Consider the following 22,801-nt stretch of genomic DNA (forward strand, 5'->3'; position numbering starts at 1 on the left):
GCGCATGACCGCCGCCTGGGACGACGACTTCCTCGCAAGTCTCGTCGCCGCCTGAAATCCTTCACCCGATTCCCCTGGGCGACCTTCGCTTTGGCTCTGAACGTGAGCAAGATTCTCGTCAGCAAATGGGAGCGCGGCGAGACGCGTCCGAGCGGACCGTCGCTGAAGCTGCTCGCCCTCGCCGATCGCAAGGGGATCGAGGCGATTCTGTGAGCTTCGCAAAGCTTAATGCCCAGCCGGAACGTATCGTCAGACACTCCGATAAAGAAATGTGCGGATTACGAGACGAAAGCAACTGGAAGCGCGCGGAAGCCGCGACCCAAGAGCAGATCGAGCGCGCGATCGCTTCGGACCCCGATGAAGCCGACTTGCTGGTCGATTGGTCTGCCGCCTGGGCTGGAAACGCGGTCCCGCAAGACGAAGCGTAGCCTTTGCATTCTCGCCCTCATGCTGAGGAAGCGGCGAAGCCGCTGTCTCGAAGCACGGGCGGCGAGCTGCGAGATGCGGCGTGCTTTAAAGACGCGGTCTTCAGCCGCTCTTCAGCATGAGGAGAAGTTGTGGAAGCCGACTCCTCTACAGCCCCGGATCGTGCGATTCGTCGATGATCTGATCCATCGTCAGCGCCGGCTCGGCGGCGCCCACATCGCCGATGACGCGCGCCGGCACGCCGGCCACCGTCTTATGCGCCGGCACCGATTCCAGCACCACGGAGCCCGCCGCCACCCTTGCGCGCTCGCCGATCTCGATGTCGCCGAGCAGCTTCGCTCCGGCGCCGATCAGCACGCCGTGACGCACTTTGGGATGGCGCGCGCCGCCGGCGGTGCCGGAGCCGCCCAAAGTCACGCCATGCAGCATGGAGACGTCGTGCTCTACGACGCTGGTCGCGCCGATCACGACGCCGGTCGCGTGATCGAGGAAGAAGCCGGCGCCGATTCGCGCTTGCGGATGAATGTCGGTCTGGAACTTCGCCGACGACAGGCTCTGCAGCCAGAGCGCGAGATCGCTGCGGCCGGAGCGCCACAGCGCATGGGCGAGACGGTAGCTCTGTATGGCGTGGAAGCCTTTGAAATAGAGCGCCGGCTCGATGAGGCGCGTGCAGGCCGGATCGCGGTCGAGGACGGCCATGAGATCGGCGCGCAGCGCCTCGCCGAATGCCGGATCGCGGGCCATCTGGTCGAGGCAGAGGCGCTGGATGACCGTCGCCGGCAGATCCGGCGCGGCGAGGCGCTGGGCGATTCGATGCGCGATGACGCCCTCGAGACTGTCCTGCGCCAGAACGGTCGCATAGAGGAAGGCCGCCATGGCGGGCTCGCGGCTGAGCGCCGCCTCGGCCTCGCCGGCGAGGCGGGCGAAGAGCGGATCGACGCCGGAGAGGGCGATGATCCTTGCGGTGCGCTCATCGGCCATCACCGACCCCTATTCCCGTTGCGCGAGGAAATCGAGCACGGCCTGCTTATAGACCCTGTCGCCGACCGCGCGATTGTGGTCGCGGCCGGGAATGTCGACGATATGAGCGTCGGGAAACAGCGGCTCGAGCGGATGCGGATCGCCGGCCACCTCGTCGCGCGTGCCGACGCAGATCAGCACGGGAATCGCGATCTCGGCGAGCCGCGCGCGGTCGACCATCTGATTCGGGCCCCGCGCGCAGGCGGCCAGCGAGCCGAGATCGGCGCGCGTCGCCTCGGCGAAGCCGCGGAACATTTTGAGCAGCGGATCGTCTATGTCCTCGATCCGCTCCGCCTCCATCGCCTCGGCGAGGCCGCGCGGCAGGCCCGTGGTCACGAGATTTGCGCCTATGCCGCCGAGAATGAGCGAGCGGACCAGCTCGGGATGGTCGAGCGCCAGCGTGACGGCGATGCGCGCGCCCATGGAATAGCCCATGACGTCGGCCTTCTCGACGCCGAGATGGCCGAGCAGCGCCGCGACGTCGCCGGCCATCAGCGAGAGGTCATAGGCCGCCGGATCGTGGATTTTCTGTGAACGGCCGTGTCCGCGATTGTCGAGCAAGATGACGCGGCGTCCGTCTTCCGTGAGTGTCTTGACCCATTGGGGGAACAGCCAATTCACCGCATGTGTCGAGGCGAAGCCGTGAATGAGGACGATCGGCTCATGGCGATCCTCCGTCAAAGGCGGAAAATCGATATAGGCGATCTTAGCGCCATGCGACCCGAACTCGTCCATCATAAATCCTATTTTATTACATTCACGGAGCGTCGGCATCAGGACCGTCGGTAATTATCGCAGCCGTAGGGCGGCGCAAGCGTCTTTCGCGGTGAAATATCTTCCTATTGCCAAGCGGCCTCGCAGCCGCTAAACGACCACCTCACCGGTTCGACGCGCCGCTGGCGGCGCTGAACGGACACGTGGGCGCCCGTAGCTCAGCTGGATAGAGCACCAGACTACGAATCTGGGGGTCAGGAGTTCGAATCTCTTCGGGCGCGCCATTACATCGAGACCCGACGAAATACGCGACGACGGCGAGGCGAAGGGCCGACGATGTCGGAAAAGCCCGTTCGGGCGAGCCGGTCCACGGCTCTGGCCGGCTGTGATCGCCGCCCCGGCGGGATGCGATGCGGCAGCCTTCTGCGCCCCGAGGAGGCAAAAAAGCGTTACAGGAACAATCGAGGGCCGCGGCGGCAAGTGGCGGCCGGTTTCCGATCATTCGCGCGCGCTTTTCGTTCCGGTCTTCGATCGGAGCGATCGAAAGGCGAGTTGTCGTGATGACGGGGAGCTTCGTCAGTAGCCGCCGCCATCGGAGGCGCAGGCGCCGCTCGCAGCAGCTCGCGCTCGCCTGCTGAGGGCAACAACAAGGTCGAAACGTCCGAATCATTCGCGGCGGCCGTGCGCGCCGCCGCCCCTCCGCGGCCGTTCAGGGACGCTGGATTGCGAGCCATTTGATCGTCGCCCCGGAACTCCATGCGACCCAATCCTTGCTGATCGCGACCCGGTCGGCGCCGTCGCGGTCCAATGTCTTGCTCTTCCCGCTGTCCAGGTCGATGACGACGACGCTCGACCCGGCCGCCACCGCGATGAGAGAGCCGTCGCGAACGCAATCTTCGACATGTCCGTCGACGCGCACCGAAACGCCGCCGACATCGACGAAATCATCCGGCGAGCCCGGCGGCGTCCTCACATCGACATCGGCCTTGCCGACGCCGCCGCAGCTCGTGTCGCCTTCCCCGGCGGCGGCCGGACAGGCCCCGCCGCTCGCCGTTTCGCCTCCGGTCTTCAACGAGATCTCCCGAGCGCCGCGCAAGTCGCAATATCGCAGCGCGTCGCCCTCGAGACGAAGGCGGCGCGGATCGCCTTCCGCCTTCATGCTCTTCGGCCCGGCTTTCGCTCTTTGGACGCCCGGCTTTCCTTGCGCCGGCGCGGCGGGCGTCGAGGAGACCGCGAGCGGCGCGAGAGCGATCAGACATAATTCGATGAAACGGATTTTCATGACAAAGGCCCCAGTTGACGATCGACTTCCGCCTTCTTGAGTTTCATCAATCGCGCGTAATCCGCTTCCGCGGCGGTGTAATATCCGACCGATTTCAGAATATGCGCGACCTTCGCCACATCGCCTGCATTGAGCGCGTCGAGATATTCGGCGCGCTTGGCGGCGGTGCTCTTGTGATGAGCGACCCAGCGCTGGGCTCCTACCGCCAGTGACGGATAGGCTCTGAAGCGACATTGCGCATGGGGCGGATTGAATACGACCACCGTCTTCGGACATTTCCATCCGTGCTTGGCGATTTCATCCGCCGTCGCTATATGCGCGAGATCGGGCGCGCTCGCCACTTGTTTCTCGGCGCGCTCCTGGCTGTCGCATTCCCACACATTGCGCAGATACATATGCGGCTCGTCGGCTTTGGCTTTCACATTGCCGAGATTCCAATTGAAGCAATATCTGCCATTGCCGGTCTCGGCCATGAATTGCGCGGTGAGCGTGCGCGCGCCCTGCTCCTCGAGGTCCGGCCACGTGGAAAGGAGCATATTCACGACTTGCGCCGCCGTCGGCGTCGTTCGGGTCGTGGGAGATTCATTGGGATTGTCGGTGTATTTTTTGCCTGGGCTGTCGCGCCCGCCGCCGGGCGATGTGTCGATCGTGACTTGGGTCCACACCAGGCCGCCGGCGTCCTGAGCCACCAGCACGGTTCGGCCGAGCGGCAAGCTCGACGCCTTCCACACGCGCACCGGCTGGCCGGGCAACATATTTCCCCGCGTCAGCTTCACATGCAGATTCGGCGGAGCCGTCGAGACAGTGAGCTCGCTATTGTCGCGAATGTCGATCGGACCCCAGAGTCCGAGCTCGTAGGAAGTCGCTCCCGGGGCGCTCAAAACCTGCCCATGAACGTTTTTTCCATGCTTTTGAAAATTCGCCATGAGTTTTCTCCGAAAAATCATTCCATCGCGTCGACGCGCGCAAAAGCGTTCGCCCGATGGAATTCTATGGAAAAATACGCGGGCGCTCACCCCCACTCATAACCGAACGCGCCATCCGACACCGTCACCCGCGCCTCGCGCAATTCGTCCTTGGCAAGCGAGCGCTTCAGGAATTCGCGCGAGAGCGACGGCAGCAGCGTGTTGGTGATGATGTTGTCGATGATGCGTCCCCCGGAATCGGGATCGTTGCATTGCGCGACGATGTGATCGACCACGGCGTCGTCATAGGCGAAGGTCGCCTTGTGGTTCTCTTCGATGCGCTTGCCGATGCGGTTCAATTGCAGCCGCACGATGCCGGACAGCATCTGAGGCGACAGCGGGAAATAGGGAATGGTGACGATGCGCCCCAAGAGCGCGGGCGGGAAGACGCGTTGCAGCTCCGGCCGCAGCGCGGCGGCGAGCGCCTCCGGCGCGTCGCGATAGGCGGGATCGGCGCCGAGCTCCATGATGAGATCGGTGCCGACATTGGAAGTGAGGATGATGAGCGTGTTCTTGAAATCGATGCGCCGTCCCGAGCCATCCTCCATCTGTCCCTTGTCGAAGACCTGGAAGAAAATCTCATGCACGTCGGGATGCGCCTTCTCGATCTCGTCGAGCAGCACGACGCTATAGGGCTTGCGGCGCACGGCCTCGGTGAGGCGGCCGCCCTCGCCATAGCCGACATAGCCGGGCGGCGCGCCTTTCAGCGTCGAGACGGTGTGCGCCTCCTGGAATTCGGACATGTTGATGGTGATGATGTTCTGCTCGCCGCCATAGATCGCTTCGGCGAGCGCCAGCGCGGTCTCCGTCTTGCCGACGCCGGAGGGGCCGCAGAGCATGAAGACGCCGATCGGCTTATTGGGATTGTCGAGCCGCGCGCGATTGGTCTCGATGCGCTTGGAGATCATGGCGAGCCCGTGGCTCTGCCCGACGACGCGCTCGTTCAATATTTCCGGCAGGCGGAGGATATTCTCTATCTCGTCCTTCACCATGCGTCCGACCGGAATGCCGGTCCAATCCGAGACGACGGCGGCGACCGCCTGCTCGTCGACATGCGGATAGATGGCGCGCGTCTCGGGATCGAGCGCCGCCAGCGCGCCGAGCTTTTCGCCGAGCTTGGCGCGGTCGCTCTCCTGCGCGGCCTCGTCCGGCGTCTGCGCGAGAATCTCGCGCAGCGAGCGCACCTCGTCGACGATGGACTTCTCGTGCTCCCAGGCGCTTTCCAGCGCGGCGAGCCTGTCCTTCGCGGCGGCTGTCGCATCGTCGATCTCGCCGATCCGCGCGCGCGTGTCGGCGCCGAGGTCGCGGTCGGCGAGCAGCGCCGCCTTCTCCTGCGCGAGCCGGTCGATCTCGACGCGCTTGTCGGCGATGGCGGCGGGCGTCGTCGATTGGCTGATGGCGACGCGGGCGCTCGCCGTGTCGAGCAGGCTCACCGCCTTGTCCGGCAATTGGCGCGCCGGTATGTAGCGCTGCGACAGGCTGACGGCGGCGGTGATGGCGGCGTCGGAAATGCGCACGCCATGATGCTTTTCCATCGGCGCCAGAATGCCGCGCAGCATTGCGGCGGCGCGCGCGGCGTCCGGCTCGTCGATCTGGATCGGCTGGAAGCGCCGCGTCAGCGCCGGGTCCTTCTCGAAATATTGCCGATATTCGCTCCAGGTCGTCGCGGCGATCGTACGCAATGTTCCCCGCGCGAGCGCCGGCTTCAACAGATTGGCGGCGTCGCCCGTGCCGGCCGCGCCGCCGGCGCCGATCAGCGTATGCGCTTCGTCGATGAAGAGAATGATCGGCTTCGGCGATTTCTGCACCTCGTCGATGACCGAGCGCAGGCGCTGCTCGAACTCGCCCTTCATCGAGGCGCCGGCTTGCAACAGCCCGACATCGAGCGCGCGCAGGGTGACGTCGCGCAAGGGCGGCGGCACGTCGCCGGAGACGATCGCCTGGGCGAAGCCTTCGACCACCGCCGTCTTGCCGACGCCGGCCTCGCCGGTGAGAATCGGATTGTTCTGCCGCCGGCGCATCAGCACGTCGACGATTTTCCGGATCTCCTCGTCGCGCCCCAATATGCGGTCCATCTCGCCGGAGCGCGCTTTCGCGGTCAGATCCTGCGAGAAGCGATCGAGCGCGGTCTGGCCGCGCGTCTCGCTCGCGCCGGCGCCGCTCGCCGGCGCGAGGCCGCTGCCGTCTATGGGACGCAGATTTTCTTCGTCCGAGCGCGAAAGAATCTTCTTGTGCTCGTCGAGCAGCGCGTCGACGGCGATCTTGCCGAACTCGCGCGAGATCGAGAGCAGCGCATTGCGCAGCCGTTCGGTCTTCAGCACGCCGACGAGCACATGGCCGGTGCGAATCTGCGCCTCGGCGAAGAAGAGCGTGGAATAATGCCAGCCGCGATCGAGCGCCTCGATCACCGCGCCGGAATAATAGGGCGTTTCCGTCTGGCTCGGCGTCAGCCCGTCTATGGCGCGCTCGACATCGATCAGCAGCTTGGCGCGATCGAGATTGAAATGATCGGCGACGATATCGACGTCGGAGCCGGTCTTCTCCAGCATATGCAGCAGCCAATGGGCGAGCTCCACATAGCGATTGCCGAGGCTCTTGGCTTGCCGATGCGCTTTGGCGATCGTCTCGAATCCGACGAGATTGAGCTTGCCGGTGACTGTCTCGAGTCCAATGTCGGTCATGGGTTGGTCGCCTGTGCTTCGCGTCTGGCCATTTCTCGTTCGCGCCGCTTGCGCTCCGCCGGGTGGAAGCGCGCATCGGCGCGGTAGCCGTCGCTCGATGATGCGCCAGCGTCGACGAGCCAGCTCGTCCAGCCGAGACGCGCGCCGGCTGCCGGCCCCGGCGCGGCGGCGGACGTCAGCCGCATCGGCTCGACGCAGCGCGCCGGCACGGCGAGCTCGACATCCCAGTCGAGCTCGTCGCCGACATAGAAAAACAGAAGATCGACGAGCCGATCGCAATCGTCGCCGATCGGCAAAAACCGCCGATATTGCTCCATATCGGCCACGAACAGCCGAATGCGGATCTTGTCCTGCACGCTGAAGGCGGCCGCGCCGACGAGGAAATCCGAGCCGAGCGTGCTGTTGCGGCCGCCGAGCAAGGAGCGCTCCTCTTTGTCGAATTCGAGCCATGAGCCGATGAATTCATCGATCTCCGCCTCGACGCGCAGCAGGCCGCGGATCGCCTGGCGCAGGCGCGAGGCGGATTTGACCTGGGGGCCGAGCAGCCCGGCGAAGAGGCCGACGCCCGCAGGCGCGGTAGTCGCGCGCCGCTCCCCGTCGTTTCGCGCGCGCGTCGCGTCGAAGGCCGGCGAGCCGAGGCCGACGACAGAGGTCACATAGGCGCCGAAGCGATCATATTCCGGCCGATCCGCCTGGACGATGGGACGCGCGTCGGCCCAGGCGCGAAAGAACAATTGAATGAAGCGATTGTTGAAGAGATCGAGGAAATGGACGAAGGACGGATCTTCCGCCTGCGCGAAGGCGAAGGCCTCTTCCGTCAGATGATAGGGCAGCGGGCCCTGCGGGCCGAGCAGACCGAGAAAGGCCGAGACGACATGCGCGCGGTCGGCCGGCGTCGCCCGCGCCGCGCGGCTCTCGAAAGGGCCGAGCGGCCTCGTCCAGCGCGGCGTGATCTCCCGGAGCGTCGAGCCGGGAAAGGCCATCCAGGGCTCCTGCCCAAAGGAGATCGCGACCTCGCTCTCGAGACCCTCCGCGCGAAGGCGCACGATTTCGTCGCGCCGCGTCGCGCTGTCGCCGATGCGCGGGCGCGGCTGCGCGAACACGCTGTCGCCTTCGAGGCGCTCGCCGAGACTGCGCTCGACGCGGCGCATCATGTCGAGAAAATCGAAGCGCCAGGGCTCGCGCCTCATTTTTTCGAAATAGCTCAAAGCGCCCTCCGCGCGCCGAGCCTCGCCGGCCAGCGCATGATCTCGCCGCGCTCCGTCGTGCGCAGGACGAGCTGGGTGAAATGGTTGAAGGCGGCATATTCGCAATAGAAGCGGTCGAGAATCGCGCCGAGCAGAAATGCGCCGGTCCCCTCGAAGGCCTTCTCGTCCAGAGTGACGGTCACTTCCGTGCCGCGCGCCGGGCCGACGCCGCCGCCGCAGCGGATGCGTCTGACGATCGGCCGGCTGTCCACCGACAGCACGCCGCGCACGCGTCTTTCGCCGGCGGCGTCATTGGGCTCGGTGAAGGTGGTGAGAATTTCGCGCAGCGCCCGCGCATTCTCGCCCGCCTCGCGTTCGGTGAGGCCGAGATGATTGAGGCTCAGAATATTGATGAGCCGCCACGAGACGGCGCCCGTATGCGCGGTCTCGGAGCGGCGCTTCTGATAGGAGACGATCGGCTCGCCCGGCCGGGTCGGGCCGGCGACGCAGACGAGATCGAGCTCCACATCGTCGGCGAGACGGAAATCGACGCGATTTTGTCCGATCGGCAGATGCTCGGGCAGATGCCGGTTCGAGCAGAGCGCGCGAATGCTCAATTCGGCGACGCCAACGTTCTCCTGCGACAAGGAGCCCGTGTCGCTGAGCGAGATGAACAGATCCGTGCCGAAATAATCGCCCGCCGGACCATAGCGTTTTTCTTCGATCGTGCGTCGGCGCGGCGCGCGGCGAATGGTGTATTGCAGCGCGTTCTTCTCGCGCAGATCGGTGGAGGAGGCGTAGAGCGGCCGCACCGGCCGCTTTTCGACGCTGCCGGGAAAATGCGCGAAGACGTCGATGAGCCGATGCGGCTCATAGTCGAGATAGCGGCTCTTGTCGGGCACGACGTGATATTCGTGCTGATTGGCTTTGATGGAGACGCGGTCGGTCGCCATCTCGAACAGATTGACCGCCGGCGCCGCATAGAGCGCGAACATGTCCTTCTGCACGCTCGCGGCCAGCGAAGCATTGACCTCGTCGAAGCCGAAGATGATGTCGATCATGCGCGAGGGCAGGCGGCTCGTCACCTTCTCGCGGTCGAGCGCGAGCTCGAACCCCAAGAATTTGCGCGAGAACATGAAATATTCATGCACGAGGTCGAAGCCGCGGAAGATGCGGTCGTCTTTCGGCAGCAGCGATTCCGACTCTTCCATTCCGAGCTGCCGGAGACAGGTCTTCGGCGCCTCGATCACCGTCGCGTCATTGTTGGCGTCGAGGTAACGGAACCATACGCTCGTGCAATGGCCGAAAATCTGCTCATAGATCTGATTGGCGTGCGCTTCGGCGCCGGCGAGATAGATCGGCAGCTCGGTCGCCTTATTGTCGGAGAACAAGGACCAGGGCTGGCGCGGCGCGGTCTTCTCGCGCGCGTCGTCGCTCGGGTCGGAGGTCGTCGCGACGACGAGCGTGATTCGCATTCCGGCGATCGTCTCGCGTCGCAGATTGATCTTGAGCGGCTGCAGCGCCGCGGCGCTCGTGTAATATTCCGCCGATTTTATGTAGAAGGGCCAGAGCCGGATCGGCGCGGTGAGCGTGTAGCGGCAGGCGATCTCCTTGTCGGCCTCGACATAGGTCGCGTCGACCTGCGCGCCGCGCGGAAACAGACGTCCTTCGGCGAGCGCCGAGTCGCCATATTTCGGCAGCGCCTTGACCAGCATCGCCGAGGGCGTCGGCGCGAGATAATTCGGAACGAGCTGCTCGAGAAGATTATTGGCGAATTCCGGAAATTCGTGCTTGATCTTCAATTGCACGCGCGCCGCGAGAAAGGCGGCGCCTTCCAGCAGGCCGGCCGCCATGGGATCGGCGCGATCGCGAATGAGGCCGCCGAGGCGCTTGGCGATCTCCGGATATTCTTCCGCGAATTCGGCGGCGTGCTCGTAGAAGAGGTCCAGCTCTCGATTGTAGAGGTCGAGGAATTCGCGGTTCATCGCTCAGCGCCGCGTGAAATGGAGCTTGCCGGTCGTTTCCTCGAATTTGGCGACGAATTCGATCGGCACATTCAGCGGCTGGCAGAGAAGATGGCCGTCGACGATATAGCGGATCTCCTGGAGCGATTCGGGCGAGCGGTCGCGCGTCACGCGCACGGTCTCGGCGATCAGGCGCGGCTCGTATTGCTTCAGCACCGCGATGATTTCTCCGTTGAGATCGCGGGCCTCCAATTCGTCCATCGTGCGATTGGCGATGTCCGGGAAGCCGTGATTGAGAATGGAGCGGCGCACGAGCGGGAAGGATTCGAGGTCGAGCGTCGAGTCGAGCGAGACGTGATTCATCAGCGCGGCGACATCCTGCTCGACCTCGACCTTCAGCTCCTGTTCGTTGATCGGGGATCTCTGCGGTCGTGTCTTGCGCTCGGGCTCGGGCTCCGCGCCGGAGCGGACGAGAGCCTGACGTCGCGCCGCCTCGCGCGCCTGCTCGCGGCGGTCCCGATGGGCGGCGCGAAACACATGCATGAGCGGCGGGCTGAGCCGATCCGCCGGCCGGACGCTCGTCGTCGACGAATGGGTCATGGAGCTTTTCCCGTGCGGCGCGCCTTTCGGCGCGCCCGCCGAGGCGCGACGCGCTGATGTCGTCGGCGGCCTCGTCGCGCGACGGCCGCCGATAGGTCAGTCATCAGAAGGACTTGTTTTCCTTCACATTGTAACCGCCGCTGATGCTCGGCTCGAGCGAGCCGTCGGCCTTCTGCGGGCTGTATTCGAGCTTCACCTTGGTGAAGTTGAGCGTGAAGCTCTCGCTCGGCACGGCGCCGCTGTGGCCGTCGCTGTGATAGGAGGTGATGAACACGTCATTGAGCGTGATCTTCAGATATTCCTGCTGGCCGCCGCCCGCCTTGCGGACGGTGATCAGAGCCTCGTCGAAATGCTTGCCCTCGGCGGTGAATTTGAGGAGGTTCGGCGTGGATTTGTCGACCGCTTTGGTGAAGTGCAGGTCCTGGAAATCGGCCTTGCCGGCGCCGGCGCCGCCGCCGTGATGCGACGTGCCCTGGTTGGTCACGCCGAATCCATAGCTTTGAATTTCGATCTCGCCCTTGTGCTTGGAGTCGGCCGATTCGCCTTCGACCTTGGGGGAGAATTTGATGAAAATATCGGTGGCCATAGCAGTCTATCCTTTGATCGGGTTCGAATGATCGGCGCGTGAAAATCGCGATCGGCGCTCGCCGCCGCGTCCTTACTTGATCGGGAGACGCGAGACGAGCCGCATTCCGATGTTCATGCCCTCGAGTTGGTAATGCGGCCGCAACTCGAAAGTCGCGGAGTAATATCCTGGATTTTCCTCATTCGGGACGATGGTGATCTTCGCGCCGGCGAGGGGCTTCTTGCGCTTGACCTCGTCGGAGGAATTCGCCGGGTCGCCGTCGACATATTGGACGATCCAGTTCTGCAGCCATCTTTGCAGCTCCTCCTTCTCCTTGGTGGAGCCGATCTTATCGCGCACCATGACCTTCAGATAATGTGCGAAGCGACACACTGCGAACATGTAAGGCAGCCGCGCCGCCAGATTGCTGGAGGCGGTCGCATCGGGATCATTGTTGTATTCCTTCGGCCGCGCCAGCGATTGCGCGCCGATGAACACCGCCCGGTCGGTGTTCTTGCGATGGATGAGCGGCATCAGCCCCGCTTTGGCGAGCTCCGCCTCGCGGCGGTCGCTGATGGCGATCTCGGTCGGGCACTTCAGATCGACGCCGCCGTCGTCGGTCGGGAATGTGTGGGTCGGCAGATCCTCCACCTCGCCGCCGGACTCGACGCCGCGAATGCGCGAGCACCAGCCGTGATCCTTGAAGGCGCGGGTGATGTTGGCCGCCATCGCATAGGCGGAGTTCATCCAGGCGTATTTCTCGCCCTTGTGGCCGTCCGTGTCCTCCTCGAAGCCGAATTCCTCGACCGGCTCGGAAGCGGCGCCATAGGGAAGGCGCGCCAGCACGCGCGGCAGCGTCAGGCCGAGATATTTGGCGTCCTCGGAATCGCGCAGGCTCTTCCAGGCGGCGTATTCCGGCGTGTCGAAGACTTTCGAGATGTCGCGCGGATTGGAGAGCTCGTTCCAGCTGTCCATGCGCATCAGGCTCGGATCGGCCGCGGAGATGAAGGGCGCATGGGCGGCCGCCGCGATCTTGCTGAGATCGCGCAGCAATTGCACATCGGTCGGATGATGGCTGAAATAATAGTCGCCGACGAGCGCGCCATAGGGCTGCCCGCCGAGCTGGCCATATTCCTCTTCATAGACCTTCTTGAAGAGCTCGCTCTGGTCCCATTTCGCCTTCGGATAGTCCTTCAAATGCTGATAGAGCTCGGTCTTGGAGATGTTCAGCACGCGGATTTTCAGCGTCGCGTCGGTCTCCGAGCTGTAGACGAGATGATGCAGCCCGCGCCAGGCGCTCTCGATCTTCTGAAACTCCTCGGCGTGGATGATCTCGTTGAGCTGAGCGGTCAGCTTCTCGTCGATCGAGGCGATCAGCCGCTCGATCGTGTCCAGCACATCGTCCTTGATCACGGCGTCCGTGTTGGACAACGCCTGATTGACGAAGATCGAGATCGCATCCTGGACGCGGGCGTTCTGCTCCTGCGCCGCCGATTCGTCCTTCGGCGGCTTGAAGCTCTGCTTCAGCGACTGGAGAAAATCGTCGAGTTCGCCGCCGGTCGCGGTGACGGCGGCTTCGGTCTGGGTGAGCTCTGTCGTCATTTCGCGCCTCGATTATTTGTCGCCCTGCCGCGTCGCGGCGAGGAACTCCTTCAACGCCTCCATCTTTTGCGGGTCTTTCAGCAGAGTCCGCAATTGCTGGTTGGCGGCGTCCTTTCCGTCCATATAGACGCGCAGATTGGCGAGCTTCTGCCGCGCCTCCAGCAGCTCGGCGAGGATCGGCACCTGCTTGGCGACCGCCGCGGGGCTGAAATCGGCCATGCTCTTGAAATCGAGCTTCACGCTCAATTTCTCGCCCGCCTCCGGCGACAGCTTGTTCTCGACATGGAAGCTGACGCCCGGACGAACGCCATGCTCCGAGCTCATGCGCTCGTCGAAATTGTCCATGTCGAACTCGACGAACTTGCGGCTCGCCGCTGTTCCCTTGTCGAAGTCTTCCTTGCCATGGCCGGGCGAATTGCCGGAGAGGTCGGCGAGCACGCCCATCACGAAGGGCAGCTCGACCTTCTCGTCGGCCGTCGGATCGACATATTCGATTTGCACTCGCGGGGGCCGGTTGCGCGCGATGAATTTTTGCCCACTCATCTTCGCCATGTACAATTATCCTTTATGAATTCGCGATAGAGAAGCCGAGCATCGCGAATCTGTCAAGCCGTAGACGCGCCGAGTTGGTTCGTGTTCGCGCCGCCCGCCGCATACTCATCGGACCGCTTTGAATCGCTGTGTGGCAGCGCACACTCATGTCGATCTTGCGACGGCAGTCAGCTCTCCTCACGTTCGAATATGGCGCCGAGCACGGCGACGAAATCCTTGTCGGCGAGCGTCCGCGCGCGGTCGATCAGGCAGGGAATCGGGCTCGACGGCTCGGCGAGACGGAAATAGCGCGCGATCTCGTCGAGCAGCAGCAGAGCCTGCGCGCGCGTGCTCGCCGCAAAGCTCGGCGAACCCGCTTCCTCCTCCTCATATTCCTCGAATTCCGGCTCGGCGACGATGATCGGCTCCGGCTCCGGCGCGTCCTCGGCGAGCGTCTGCTCCGTCTCGAAGCCCTCGGCGGCGCTCTGTTCCGGCGAAGCGCTCGTCGATTCGGAGAGTTGCGTTTCAGAGCCATCGCTGGCCGGCGACGCCTCTTGCGACATCGGCGGCTCGTCCTCGACGAGCGGCGCTTGTTCGATCGCTTCGGGAGGCGGCGCGGCGCGCTCCACGCGCCGCCGGCGCGCCCTGCGCGGCGACTGGCGCTCCTCGAAATAGTCCGCGCGGGTCGGCGTCATGTCGCCGAGCGGCGCGACGGCGAGCTTGAAGGGATGCTCGCCGCCGATCGCGAATTGCGCATAGGCGTGCCGCTCGGGCAGCAGAGCGGCGAGAACCTCGATGAATGTCTTGCCTTGCAGGCCGATCGCCTGGGCGATGAGCGGAAGCGCCGGATTGGAGGGCTCATACAAGCAGAAGTAGTCTTTCGCCGCCTCGAGCGCCCGGCGCGCGTGAGCGGCGCAGGCGATCGCTCCGCGCGCGGCCTCGGCGCCGCCGTCACTGTCCTCGCCCTCTTCCGGCTCGGGAGCCGTGGGATCCGGAAAGGCCAGAGAAAAGAACGTCAGCACGCCGCCGACGACCTTCAGCAGCTGTCCGAATTCCGGCGTCTCCGCGGCGCCCGCCTGCGCGAGGAAGCGCGCGCGAATGGTCTTCAGCGCGGCGTCGAGACGCTGAAAGCTCGCGCGCGTCGCCCCGAGCGCCTCCTCGCCGGCGTCGGCGAGAACGCGGACGATCTGCTCTTGCGTCATCGCCGCTATGCGGCCGCTGGCGGGCTTCTCGCCGCCCTCGGCGCCTTCGGCCGCTTTCTCCTGCTCGGCGAGCACAGTGGAGCGAAAGGCGATATTGCCCTTGCGCCGATCGGAATGGATCGGCACGAATTGCAGCGAGATCGTCACCAGAGGCGCGTCGAGCTCGTCGAGAATATCGGCGCGCGCCTTCACCGAGCCGTCGCGGGCGCGCGGATGCAGCTCCGCCCAATTGCGCTCGAGCAGCGTCGCCATTGCGGCGACCGTCTCGACGAACTCGTCCAGATTGCGCTTGAGTATGGCGAAGCGCGCCAGAAAAACGAGCAGGCGCAGATCGCGTGTGCGTTTCATCACATCCGCGAGCATCGCCGGGATATATTGTGTGGCCTCTCGGAATTCATTGTCGGCCGGATCGAAAGGCCGTCCGTCCGTAAAGAAGGTGTCGGGAAGTTGAAACGGCGCGAAGGCGAAGAAATTCATGAAGGCGGCGTCGCCGCTCTCGTCGAGATCGGGGCCGCAGGGGTCGGCTTCCGAGATCGGAGACGACAGGAGCGCGGGATCGACGATCGCCATGGCCGTTCAATCCGCCGCGCGCGTCTCGACGCGGCGATTGGCCGGGTCGAGCGGATCATTCGCCTTCGGCCGCGATTTTCCATAGCCCTGAGCGTCGAGGCGCGCCGGGTCGATTCCGGCCGAGACCAGATAGTTGCGCACGGATTCGGCGCGGCGCTGCGACAAGCGCAGATTGATGTCGTCGCGCCCGCGCCCATCCGTGTGTCCGTCGACATGGAAACGGCGCGCGGCGAGCGCCGGATCGGCGAGCGCCTTCACGAATTCATCCAGATTGTTTCGCGCGGCCGGGGTCAAACGGTCGGAGCCGAGCTCGAATGTCACTTCGAGGTTGAAAGCCTCCGTCCCGGCCTTCGCCGGCGCCGCCTCGCCGCAACCAGCTCCGTCGATGCAGAGCGATCGCGACGCGCCGAAGGACGGCTCGGAGGAGAAACGCCGAACGATATCCGATGCGGAATAGGCCGGCGCGTCCTCGGCCCGGCACTTTGTCCACGACGGGAAGGCCGCGGCGAGCGACAGAACGAGAGCGAGATGGAGCGTGCGTCGCAATATGTCGTCCTCGTCGCGAAAATAGCGCTCGACACTATTTTTGTCGTTACGTATCGTCAAGGGCTTGCCCGTTTCGCTTTCTAGGTCGTCTCGAGCTTTGGACGCACGATGGCTGATAATTTGATTCAGGAAGGCCGCATCGCCGTTTTGTCCACGCCTTTGGGGAAGGACAGGCTGGCGATCACCGCGCTGGACGCCACGGAAGGGCTGAGCGAGCTTTTCGAGTTTCGCGTCGAGGCCGTGAGCGCCGACGCGAACATCGATTTCGATCGGCTGCTCGGCTGCGAATGCGCCGTCTCGCTGTCGCTGCTCGATCGGCCGAAGCGCTTCTTCAGCGGCGTGGCGGCGGAGGCGCAGGCGACCGGCTCGTTCGAGGATCTCTTCGTCTATCGTCTCGTTCTGCGGCCGGCCCTCTGGCTGCTGACGCGCACGACCAATTGTCGGATCTTCCATCGCAAGACGGCGCTCGCGATCGTCACCGACGTGCTCGGCGAGCGCAATGTCTCGATAGAGAACGCCACCAAGCGCAGCTATCCCGAGCTCGACTATTGCGTGCAATATCGCGAGACCGATTTCGATTTCGTCTCGCGCCTCATGGAGCAGCACGGAATCTATTACTACTTCAAGCATTCGGACGGCGCCCATAAGCTCGTTCTCGCCGATTCGCGCTCCTCGCACGAGCCGATCGCGGGCGGGGCCTCCATTGCTTTCGCCAATGCGCTCGCCGGGCTCACGCAGCAGGAGCAGGCGCTGCATTCCTGGTCCTCGGAGCGCCGTTTCCGCACCGGCAAGATCGAATTGCGGGATTATGCGTTTCGCGAGCCGGGCGCCAATCTCAAGACCAATGCGCAAGGCTCCGAGCGCTATGCGAAGGCGACCGCCTTCGAATATTATGACTATCCGGGCAAATATGAGAAGACGAACGACGGCCGCCTCTATGCCGATGCGCGGCTCGAAGCGGAGCAGGCGATCGACTACCGCCGCTACGCCTCCGGCGAGGCGGCCAATCTCTTTCCGGGCGGCCTCGCCAAGCTCGACCGCCATCCGGCGGAGGCGGAGAACAAGCAATATCTCGTCGTCCGCTGCGCGCATCATTTCGCCGACGAGGCCTTTCGCGCCGCCGCCGCGCTCGGCGGGGGGCGGCCCTATCTCGGCAATTACGAGCTGCAGCCCGCCGACCGCGTCTTTCGCGCGCCGATCGTCACGCCGCGCCCCCTCGTCCACGGGCCGCAGACCGCCAAGGTCGTCGCGCGCGGCAAGGACGCCGACAGCGAGGAGATCGACACCGATCCCGACGGCCATGGGATGATCAAGGTCCGCTTTCATTGGGATCGCGAGGACAAGCGATCCTGCTGGATGCGGGTCGCGCAGCTCTGGTCCGGCCCCGGCTGGGGCGCGCAGTTCATTCCGCGCATCGGCATGGAGGTGGTCGTCGAATTTCTGGAGGGCGACCCGGACAAGCCCATCGTCGTCGGCGCGGTCTACAATGGCGGCAACAAATTCCCCTATAAGCTACCGGACAATAATACGCAGTCCGGCTTGAAGTCAGACTCCTCGAAAGGCCATGGCGGCTACAATGAGCTCATGTTCGAGGACAAGAAGGACGGCGAGAAGATCCGCATGCACGCCGAGAAAGATCACGAAGTGGTGATCCGCAATTCCGAAACCGTCGAGATCGGCGAGAATTTCTCCGGCGGCGGCGCCTCGCGCAAGACGACGCTGAAGCAGGGCGGCGACGAGCTGACGCTACAGTCCGGCTCGCGCTCGGCGACGATCCATGGCGGCAAGGACACGACGACCGTCGATCAGAGCATAAAGATCGAATCGCTCGGCGATACGATCACGCTGACGACGGGCGCGAGCTCGATCAAGCTCACGCCGAGCAAGATCGAGATCAGCTCGACGATGATCGCGCTGTCCGCCGCCAAGATCGATTTGAACTGAAGGGGGGAGCCCGTGACCGCGTCGAGCCGGATTCGCTTCGCCACGGTGCGCGACCTCTATGCCGCCTTTCCCACGGCGGAGGTCGATGTCGGCGTGGAGTGTTGCGACGAGCCCTCCGCCGATTTCATCTCGCGGCTCGCGAAGGAGGGAGAGAGGCGCGCGGCTTTGTCCTATTGCGCCTATCTTCTCGCCCGCCGCGAGGCGGTGTGGTGGGCCGCCCGCTGCGTGCGTCAGACCACGCCGCTGGAAGACGCCGTCTCGCTGCGCTGCCTGCAGGCGGCGGACGAATGGGTGACCGAGCCGAGCGAGGCGCGGCGGCGGCGCGCGCTGGAGGAGGCCGGGCAGACGAAGAAATCGCTCGCCGCGGCCTGGGTCGCACAGGCGGCGGGATGGTCGGGCGGCAATGTCTCGCCCGATCCGGCTTTTTATCTCGAGTCGCCGCCGCAGGCCACGGCGCAGGCGGCGCGCGGCGCCGTGCTCATCGCGCTCGGCGGCATTGCGTCCGATCGCCGCGACGCCGCGCAGCTCGAATGGATCGAGACGGCGCTGCGTTGCGCCATCGGCGCGTCCGGCCAGTCGTGACGCTGCGCGGCGCGGGCGCGCGGCCCGCAGGGGGAGCCATCGGGTCATGCGCCTGACATTGACGATCGAGAATTTCAGCCGGCGGCCGGACGGCGGCCCGCTGACCTATGTCGCGGAGGGCCGGCGCAGCGTCGACATCGGCCGCAATCAGCATCTCGACTGGTGCCTGCCGGACGAGAACCACTTCATCTCGGGACGTCATTGCGAGATCGCGCCGCGCGACGGCGGCTATTATCTCACCGACGTCTCGATGAACGGCACTTTCGTCAATCATCCGGACAATCGCGTCCAATCGCCCCATCGGCTGCATGACGGCGACCGGCTCTATATCGGCGACTATGTGGTTCTGGTTCATGTGGAGGGCGACGCGCCGGCGGTCGAGGCGGCCGTCGTCTCGGCGACGCAGCCGACGGCCGCCTATGACGATTTCTGGAGCGCCTCCGATCCGGCGCCGCCGCCCATCGATCCGCGGTCGCTCGATCCGCGGCGGCTGGAGCCGACGCCGCATGTCGATTGGATCGACCATGTCGCCGACGTTCCGACGCCCGTGGCGCCGACGCCGCGGCGGCCCACGGCCGAGCCCGCCTCGATCTGGGGCCCGGCTCCGGCCGCTCCCGCGCCGAGCCCCGCGCCCGCGCCTCCCGCCGGCGACATATGGGGCGCGTCGCCGCCGCCCGCGCCGGCGATGCGCGAGACAATGGCGGCGCCCGTCGCCGACTGGGCGTCGCCTCCTCCTCCCCCTGCTGCTCCTCCTGCTCCGGCGGCTGCCGCTTCGCCTGCATTCGCCGATCCGCCTGCGCCCGCCGCGCCGCCGCCGGTCGCTCCTGCCGCATCCGGCGCAGACGACGCTTTTGCTGAATTTTTGGCGGGCTTTTCACGCGCGCTCGGCGCGCCGGGGGAGACATTCGCCGGCGCGAGCCCGGCGCAATTGGGCGAGCAGCTCGGCGCGCTGACGCGCCTTCTCGCCGAGGAGACGCGGCAATTGCTGCGCGCCCGCGCCGAGGCCAAGCGGCTCACGCGCAGCGCCAGTCACACCATCATCGAGGCGCAGGGCAATAATCCGCTGAAATTCGCGCCGACGACGGAAGAGGCGCTGCGCATCGTCCTCGGGGCCCCGCGGCCGGGCTATCTCTCCGCCTATCCGGCTTTCGCCCAGGCCTTCGTCGATGTGAAGGCGCATGAGCTGCGGACCTATGCGGCCATGCAGGAGGCGGTTCGCATGTTGAGCGGCGGACTCGATCCCGCCGGCATAGAGAAGAGCGCGTCCAAGGACGCCGGGCTCGCCTCGCTCGTCGGCTCGCGCAAGGCGCGGTTGTGGGATCGCTATGTCGAGCGCTGGGAGGCGATGAGCCCGCGCTCCGGCGACAAGCTCGTCGACGCCTTCATGCGCAATTTCGCCGACTGCTACGATCGGGCCGACGCCCAGAAATAGAGCGTTTCCAGCCGAAGTGGACGCCGGTTCGGCGTTGGAAACGCGTCAAAACAAAAGTTTAGAGTCTTTCCGTGTTTCATCGAAACACGGAAAGACTCGAGAAATCACGGGGGGAGCAAATGTCTTGGCGCAGCAAGGTGGTGTGGAGCGAAGGCCTGTTCCTGCGCCCGCACCACTTCCAGCAAAGCGACCGCTATCTCGAATGGGTGACGACGGCCCGCACGCGCAATCTCGCGCCCTTCTCCTGGGGCTTCTCCCGCCTCGACATCGACCATGGCCTCGCCCAGCGCGGCAAATTCGGGCTCGAGGCCGCCTGGGGCGTGATGCAGGACGGCACGCCCTTTCAGCTCGAGGGCAAGGAGGAATTGCCCGAGCCCCTGCCGATCGACGACAAGATCGCCAATCGCATCGTCTGGCTCGCCTTTCCGGAAGCCTCGCCCAACACGCGCGAGGTGGCGCGGCGCGGCGGCGCCTCGGCGAGCCGCTATTTCCACGCCTCCGAGACCTTCATCGATTCGACCTCCGAGCTGCGCAGCGAGGAGGAGATCGAGGTCGCGCATCCGCGCATGGAGCTGCATCTCGAGAGCGAGCGCAAGCGCGGCTACGGCAACCTTCCCGTCGCGCGCATCGTGAAGCTCGAGAATGGCGCGGTCCTGCTCGATCCGGAATTCGCGCCCACCGTGCTCGTCTGCCGCGCGCATGACGTCGTCGTCGGCTGGCTCAACCGCGTCATCGGCTGGATCGAGAACAAGCTCGAGGCGCTCGCGCGCTACGCCGCCGATCCGACCGCGGGCGGCGGCCTGCAGAATCGCGACTACATGCTGTTGCAGGTGCTCAACCGGGCGATCCCCGCGCTGCAGCATTTCGAGCATACGGCGAATCATCTGCATCCGGAGCGGCTCTATGTCTTCCTCGTCGCGCTCGCCGGCGAGCTCGCCACTTTCTGCGCGGCCGACCGCCGCGCGCCGAGCTATCGCGCCTACGACCACGACAATCTGAAGGCGACATTCGAGCCGGTGCTGCGCGATCTGCAGGATTTTCTCAGCAAGGACGCCGACCATCGCGCCATTCGCCTCGAGCTCCAGCAGCTCGCGCCGAATGCGTTCAAATCGCCGATCAGAGATCGCTCGCTGTTCCAGAACGCCTCCTTCTATCTCGAAGTGTCGTCGCGCCGTCCGCTCACCGAGATTCAGATGCAATTCCCCAATCTGCTGAAGCTCGGTCCGGACACGCGCATGAACGAGATCGTGCATTACAATCTGCCCGGCGTGCCGCTCGTGCATCGGCCCTCGCCGCCGCCGCAAGTCCGCGCGCTCGGCGACCATGTCTATTTCTACATCGACAAGAAGAGCCCGCTCTGGCCCGAGTTCAGCGTCGCCGCCGCGATCGGCCTGCATTTCTCGGGCGATTGGCCGGACCTCGAGCTCGAGCTCTGGGCCATTCGGGAGGATAAGAGATGAGCGACAAGGGCAATCCTTTTGGTCCCCCGGGCGGCGATCGCACCGTGTTCCAGCCCAATCCGGGCGGGCGCCGTCCGCCGCCGCGCCCGGCCGCGCCGCCCGCTCCTCCGCCCGCTTTTGCGCCGCCGCCCGGCTACACGCCGCAGACGGCCCCGGCCTATGCGCCGCAGCCCGACTTCGGCGCGCCGCGCCCGGCCGAAAATCCTTACGGCCAATTCGCGCCCTCGCCTTTCGAGACGGCGAGCCCGCCGCGCGCGCCGGCGCCCGACGCCTGGGTGACGGGCCGCGCGCAGCAGCCGGCCGCGGCGCCCTTGCAGCGCGCCGAGGATCTGGATTTCGACGAGCTCGTCGCCCAGCATCAAAATCCGATCCTGCGCGCCGCCGGACCGCTGCTGCATCTGCTCGGGCGGCTGCGCGTCGCGGCGCTCAGCGCCGATCTCGAGAGCCTGCTGGAGCAGGTCGCCGCCGCCGTCGCCTTTTTCGACAAGGATATTCGCAGCGCCGGCGTCACGCCGGAGCAGGCCAATGTCGCCAAATATCTCCTTTGCGCGACGGCCGACGACATCGTGCAGAACATTCCCACCGACGACCGCCATTTGTGGACGCGCTACAGCATGACCTCGCGCTTCTTCGGCGAGCGTCTCGGCGGCGTGAATTTCTTCAAGCAGCTCGAATGGCTGCAACGCGATCCGGGCGCCAATTTCGCCGTGCTGGAATTGCAGCATGTCTGTCTCGCGCTCGGCTTTCAGGGCCAATATCGCGCGGCCGAGGGCGGCCCCAATCAGCTGCAATACATCCAGCGCAACCTCTATGAGCTGCTGCGCCGCGTGCGGCCCAAGCAAGTGCTCGATCTCTCGCCGCGCTGGCGCGGCCAGGCGCTGCCGCTCGGGCGCAGGGGCTTCGTGCTGCCGGTCTGGATCGCCGCGGCGGTCGCGGCGCTGCTGCTTTTCGGCGTCTTCATCGGCCTGCGCGCCAAGCTCGGCGGCGTCGGCGAAGCGGTCGCCGAGGAGATCGAGACGCTGCATCCGTCCAGCAAGATCGCGCTGCAGGAGCGGCTCAATCTGCCGCGCGTGGAGCCGCCGCCGAAACCCTCCGTGCAATGCAAGCGCATCGGCGAGCAGGTGGGCGACGGCGTCAGCGTCACCTGCAACGGCAAATGGGTGCAGATCAAGGTCGGCGACGCGGTGCTGTTCCAGTCCGGCAAGGCGACGGTGCTGCCGCAATTCTCGCCCATCGCCGAGCGCATCGCGCGCGCCATAGACGGCGAGACCGGGCCGATCAAGGTGATCGGCCACACCGACAATCAGCCCTTGAGCCCGCTCAATCCCTTCCGCGACAATCAGCGCCTGTCGGAGGAGCGCGCGCGCGCCGTCGCGGCTCTGCTGCGGCCGCGGCTGAAAGATCCCTCGCGCGTCTCGGAGGCCGGCCGCGGCCCCTCCGAGCCGATCGCCGACAACGCCAATGAAGCCGGACGGCGCCTCAACCGGCGCGTCGAAGTGCTCGTCAGCCGCATAGACTGAGGATTTTT

20 protein-coding genes and 1 tRNA gene are annotated in these 22,801 nt (G+C 65.3%); 8 read left to right on the top strand and 13 right to left on the bottom strand.

Annotated features, from left to right (window positions below; translation table 11 throughout):
• Positions 1 to 213, top strand: a 213-nt coding sequence (locus Mspo_RS15365; RefSeq protein ID WP_159731246.1) for a DNA-binding transcriptional regulator, incomplete at its 5' end; no start/stop codon positions are given.
• On the top strand, positions 210 to 428 hold the full coding sequence (locus tag Mspo_RS15370; protein ID WP_159731248.1) for a hypothetical protein: 219 nt from the start codon (positions 210 to 212) through the stop codon (positions 426 to 428). The genes Mspo_RS15365 and Mspo_RS15370, both read left to right, overlap by 4 nt.
• A 145-nt stretch (positions 429 to 573) precedes the next feature.
• Here Mspo_RS15370 and cysE read toward each other — a convergent pair whose 3' ends face one another.
• Positions 574 to 1,407, bottom strand: coding sequence for a serine O-acetyltransferase (gene cysE / locus Mspo_RS15375; protein WP_159731250.1), 834 nt, complete (start codon positions 1,405 to 1,407; stop codon positions 574 to 576).
• Between the two features lie 9 nt (positions 1,408 to 1,416).
• Positions 1,417 to 2,181, bottom strand: a complete 765-nt coding sequence (locus tag Mspo_RS15380; protein WP_159731252.1) for an alpha/beta fold hydrolase — start codon at positions 2,179 to 2,181, stop codon at positions 1,417 to 1,419.
• A 186-nt stretch (positions 2,182 to 2,367) separates the two neighbouring features.
• Here Mspo_RS15380 and Mspo_RS15385 point away from each other — a divergent pair.
• Positions 2,368 to 2,444, top strand: a tRNA-Arg gene (locus Mspo_RS15385).
• Between the two features lie 425 nt (positions 2,445 to 2,869).
• Here Mspo_RS15385 and Mspo_RS15390 read toward each other — a convergent pair.
• The 11 genes from Mspo_RS15390 to Mspo_RS15440 all read right to left on the bottom strand — a co-directional run bounded on the left by Mspo_RS15390 (position 2,870) and on the right by Mspo_RS15440 (position 15,915).
• On the bottom strand, positions 2,870 to 3,442 hold the full coding sequence (locus Mspo_RS15390) for a hypothetical protein (protein WP_159731254.1): 573 nt from the start codon (positions 3,440 to 3,442) through the stop codon (positions 2,870 to 2,872).
• A complete protein-coding gene (locus Mspo_RS15395; protein WP_159731255.1) occupies positions 3,439 to 4,368 on the bottom strand; it encodes a hypothetical protein in 930 nt (309 codons plus the stop codon). The genes Mspo_RS15390 and Mspo_RS15395 overlap by 4 nt, the downstream gene beginning before the upstream one ends.
• A gap of 86 nt (positions 4,369 to 4,454) precedes the next feature.
• Positions 4,455 to 7,088, bottom strand: a complete 2,634-nt coding sequence (gene tssH, locus Mspo_RS15400) for a type VI secretion system ATPase TssH (RefSeq protein ID WP_159731256.1) — start codon at positions 7,086 to 7,088, stop codon at positions 4,455 to 4,457.
• Complete coding sequence (tssG, locus tag Mspo_RS15405; protein WP_244613476.1) at positions 7,085 to 8,296, bottom strand: type VI secretion system baseplate subunit TssG; 1,212 nt, start codon at positions 8,294 to 8,296, stop codon at positions 7,085 to 7,087. Before tssG ends, tssH begins: the two co-directional genes overlap by 4 nt.
• Positions 8,293 to 10,260, bottom strand: coding sequence for a type VI secretion system baseplate subunit TssF (gene tssF / locus Mspo_RS15410; RefSeq protein WP_159731257.1), 1,968 nt, complete (start codon positions 10,258 to 10,260; stop codon positions 8,293 to 8,295). Before tssF ends, tssG begins: the two co-directional genes overlap by 4 nt.
• Positions 10,261 to 10,263: 3 nt before the next feature.
• Positions 10,264 to 10,839, bottom strand: a complete 576-nt coding sequence (locus Mspo_RS15415) for a type VI secretion system baseplate subunit TssE (protein WP_159731258.1) — start codon at positions 10,837 to 10,839, stop codon at positions 10,264 to 10,266.
• A gap of 103 nt (positions 10,840 to 10,942) precedes the next feature.
• The gene (locus Mspo_RS15420; protein WP_159731259.1) at positions 10,943 to 11,425 is read right to left on the bottom strand and encodes a type VI secretion system tube protein Hcp; all 483 of its coding nucleotides are present in this window, start codon (positions 11,423 to 11,425) and stop codon (positions 10,943 to 10,945) included.
• A gap of 72 nt (positions 11,426 to 11,497) precedes the next feature.
• The gene (tssC, locus tag Mspo_RS15425; protein ID WP_159731260.1) at positions 11,498 to 13,006 is read right to left on the bottom strand and encodes a type VI secretion system contractile sheath large subunit; all 1,509 of its coding nucleotides are present in this window, start codon (positions 13,004 to 13,006) and stop codon (positions 11,498 to 11,500) included.
• Between the two features lie 12 nt (positions 13,007 to 13,018).
• Positions 13,019 to 13,558, bottom strand: a complete 540-nt coding sequence (gene tssB, locus Mspo_RS15430) for a type VI secretion system contractile sheath small subunit (RefSeq protein ID WP_159731261.1) — start codon at positions 13,556 to 13,558, stop codon at positions 13,019 to 13,021.
• A 167-nt stretch (positions 13,559 to 13,725) separates the two neighbouring features.
• A complete protein-coding gene (locus Mspo_RS15435) occupies positions 13,726 to 15,309 on the bottom strand; it encodes a type VI secretion system ImpA family N-terminal domain-containing protein (protein ID WP_159731262.1) in 1,584 nt (527 codons plus the stop codon).
• 6 nt (positions 15,310 to 15,315) lie between these two features.
• Entirely contained in the window at positions 15,316 to 15,915 is a 600-nt protein-coding gene (locus tag Mspo_RS15440) for an OmpA family protein (protein ID WP_159731264.1), read from the bottom strand.
• A 48-nt stretch (positions 15,916 to 15,963) separates the two neighbouring features.
• Here Mspo_RS15440 and Mspo_RS15445 point away from each other — a divergent pair, with 48 nt between their 5' ends.
• From Mspo_RS15445 to icmH, 5 genes are all read left to right on the top strand, one after another.
• Positions 15,964 to 17,799 carry a type VI secretion system Vgr family protein gene (locus tag Mspo_RS15445; RefSeq protein WP_159731266.1) on the top strand — a complete coding sequence of 612 codons (1,836 nt, stop codon included), beginning with the start codon at positions 15,964 to 15,966 and terminating at the stop codon, positions 17,797 to 17,799.
• Between the two features lie 12 nt (positions 17,800 to 17,811).
• Complete coding sequence (locus tag Mspo_RS15450; protein ID WP_159731268.1) at positions 17,812 to 18,381, top strand: hypothetical protein; 570 nt, start codon at positions 17,812 to 17,814, stop codon at positions 18,379 to 18,381.
• Between the two features lie 46 nt (positions 18,382 to 18,427).
• The gene (tagH, locus tag Mspo_RS15455; protein ID WP_159731270.1) at positions 18,428 to 19,813 is read left to right on the top strand and encodes a type VI secretion system-associated FHA domain protein TagH; all 1,386 of its coding nucleotides are present in this window, start codon (positions 18,428 to 18,430) and stop codon (positions 19,811 to 19,813) included.
• 119 nt (positions 19,814 to 19,932) lie between these two features.
• Positions 19,933 to 21,273, top strand: a complete 1,341-nt coding sequence (gene tssK, locus Mspo_RS15460; protein WP_159731272.1) for a type VI secretion system baseplate subunit TssK — start codon at positions 19,933 to 19,935, stop codon at positions 21,271 to 21,273.
• On the top strand, positions 21,270 to 22,793 hold the full coding sequence (icmH, locus tag Mspo_RS15465; protein WP_159731274.1) for a type IVB secretion system protein IcmH/DotU: 1,524 nt from the start codon (positions 21,270 to 21,272) through the stop codon (positions 22,791 to 22,793). The genes tssK and icmH overlap by 4 nt, the downstream gene beginning before the upstream one ends.
• Positions 22,794 to 22,801 lie beyond the last annotated feature (8 nt).

It is taken from the genome of Methylosinus sp. Ce-a6, from assembly GCF_009811655.1.
Lineage (GTDB): Bacteria > Pseudomonadota > Alphaproteobacteria > Rhizobiales > Beijerinckiaceae > Methylosinus.

Excerpts from the sequence above, each read along its gene's own strand:
- cysE (WP_159731250.1), bottom strand. The coding sequence starts at position 1,407 with ATGGCCGATGAGCGCACCGCAAGGATCATCGCCCTCTCCGGCGTCGAT.
- Mspo_RS15380 (WP_159731252.1), bottom strand. The coding sequence starts at position 2,181 with ATGGACGAGTTCGGGTCGCATGGCGCTAAGATCGCCTATATCGATTTT.
- Mspo_RS15390 (WP_159731254.1), bottom strand. The coding sequence starts at position 3,442 with ATGAAAATCCGTTTCATCGAATTATGTCTGATCGCTCTCGCGCCGCTC.
- Mspo_RS15395 (WP_159731255.1), bottom strand. The coding sequence starts at position 4,368 with ATGGCGAATTTTCAAAAGCATGGAAAAAACGTTCATGGGCAGGTTTTG.
- tssH (WP_159731256.1), bottom strand. The coding sequence starts at position 7,088 with ATGACCGACATTGGACTCGAGACAGTCACCGGCAAGCTCAATCTCGTC.
- tssF (WP_159731257.1), bottom strand. The coding sequence starts at position 10,260 with ATGAACCGCGAATTCCTCGACCTCTACAATCGAGAGCTGGACCTCTTC.
- Mspo_RS15415 (WP_159731258.1), bottom strand. The coding sequence starts at position 10,839 with ATGACCCATTCGTCGACGACGAGCGTCCGGCCGGCGGATCGGCTCAGC.
- Mspo_RS15420 (WP_159731259.1), bottom strand. The coding sequence starts at position 11,425 with ATGGCCACCGATATTTTCATCAAATTCTCCCCCAAGGTCGAAGGCGAA.
- tssC (WP_159731260.1), bottom strand. The coding sequence starts at position 13,006 with ATGACGACAGAGCTCACCCAGACCGAAGCCGCCGTCACCGCGACCGGC.
- tssB (WP_159731261.1), bottom strand. The coding sequence starts at position 13,558 with ATGGCGAAGATGAGTGGGCAAAAATTCATCGCGCGCAACCGGCCCCCG.
- Mspo_RS15435 (WP_159731262.1), bottom strand. The coding sequence starts at position 15,309 with ATGGCGATCGTCGATCCCGCGCTCCTGTCGTCTCCGATCTCGGAAGCC.
- Mspo_RS15445 (WP_159731266.1), top strand. The coding sequence starts at position 15,964 with ATGGCTGATAATTTGATTCAGGAAGGCCGCATCGCCGTTTTGTCCACG.
- tagH (WP_159731270.1), top strand. The coding sequence starts at position 18,428 with ATGCGCCTGACATTGACGATCGAGAATTTCAGCCGGCGGCCGGACGGC.
- tssK (WP_159731272.1), top strand. The coding sequence starts at position 19,933 with ATGTCTTGGCGCAGCAAGGTGGTGTGGAGCGAAGGCCTGTTCCTGCGC.
- icmH (WP_159731274.1), top strand. The coding sequence starts at position 21,270 with ATGAGCGACAAGGGCAATCCTTTTGGTCCCCCGGGCGGCGATCGCACC.